This is a genomic window from Aneurinibacillus aneurinilyticus ATCC 12856 (assembly GCF_000466385.1).
In the GTDB taxonomy this organism is placed as follows: domain Bacteria; phylum Bacillota; class Bacilli; order Aneurinibacillales; family Aneurinibacillaceae; genus Aneurinibacillus; species Aneurinibacillus aneurinilyticus.
On record NZ_KE952915.1, the window covers coordinates 10,023 to 11,188 of the forward strand.

1 protein-coding gene is annotated in these 1,166 nt (G+C 43.4%); it reads right to left on the bottom strand.

Annotation, left to right across the window (positions count from 1 at the left end):
• Positions 1-196: 196 nt before the first annotated feature.
• Complete coding sequence (locus tag HMPREF0083_RS27645; protein WP_021624699.1) at positions 197-346, bottom strand: BhlA/UviB family holin-like peptide; 150 nt, start codon at positions 344-346, stop codon at positions 197-199.
• Positions 347-1,166: the final 820 nt, after the last annotated feature.

Genomic DNA, 1,166 nt, shown 5'->3' on the forward strand with positions numbered 1-1,166 from the left:
CGCTCTTTCATTAGCTGTTCACCTTCTTCATTCCGGCCACCACACGTACCTCATCAGCATCCTTCTTTTTATTCTGGCACGTAGACAATGCCTATAGCAGTTAATACACCTTGTCCAATGGCTTCCGCCAATTCAAGCAAAAAAGCAGCGTCTTTCATGAGCGCTGCTTCCTTCGGATTCGATATGAAAAAGCATTCTAACAAGATTTGATTTCACGTTCCTTACGTTCCTTACCCTCCTTTTCCCGCTCCCTTGCTTCCCGTTTAGTTGACCACAAGAGCCAAACAAAAAGAGCCGCAAACGGCCCTTGCGTCAAGACTTGTTTAAGGGTTGCCATTTCATCCATCCTACATCCTCCTCACCGCCTTTCCGGTGTGAAATAGAAAAGGAGCCGCTTTGCGACTCCAAAAAAAGGTCCCTAGGATTTCTCCTAAGGACCATCGTTGATGGCTATCTGGTAGCTGTTACGATATTAGATTCTCCTTCATATTCCCCGCCGATAATAACAAGCTTAAATTGATACGTCTGTCCACTTGTTAATTTTCCAATACGTATCATATTTCCAGGAACACCATTAGAAGTAAACCCCCAAATCTTGTAAATTCCTGGAGCTTGCCATGTCGCTCCTCCATCTATAGATAATTGAGGTTTTACCTCTGTAGCTCCCTCGGGTATCGTGAAGGAGAAATCTATAGCATTACCGTACTCCAGACCACCAAAAAAACTGTCTAGAGCAAAATCATTGATTTTCTTTCCGCTATTCCCGACTTATACCCTTATCTATATTATGGGTTTTCGTTCGGGCCTACACCGTGCGGGCCACTTTCATGGCACACGGCGTTCCATCAACGAGAAGAAGCTTTTTTGTTTCTTTTTACAACGGGTACCCTTAATGTACTGTATTCTACTCTCAAGCGATATACCCACTTTGAGGTATTTTGAGAGCCGATCTCCCAAAATAAAAACGCCCCTCCATATATAGGAAAGACGTTTATGCAGCCTCTATAACTATATAAGTTACACTTGATATTTTGACATGATAGCGTGGTTGGAAGGAGGAATTTCGAAAAAAAGAAGAGGTTGGATGCGCCCTGCGCTCCGGCAGAAGAAAGGCTAGTGTGTCTTTTTCTAATCTCTGATTTTCTCCGTCTTTTCTTACCTCCTAC

Bases quoted from the DNA above. Each gene is read 5' to 3' on its own strand.
- HMPREF0083_RS27645 (WP_021624699.1), bottom strand. From the start codon at position 346: ATGGATGAAATGGCAACCCTTAAACAAGTCTTGACGCAAGGGCCGTTT.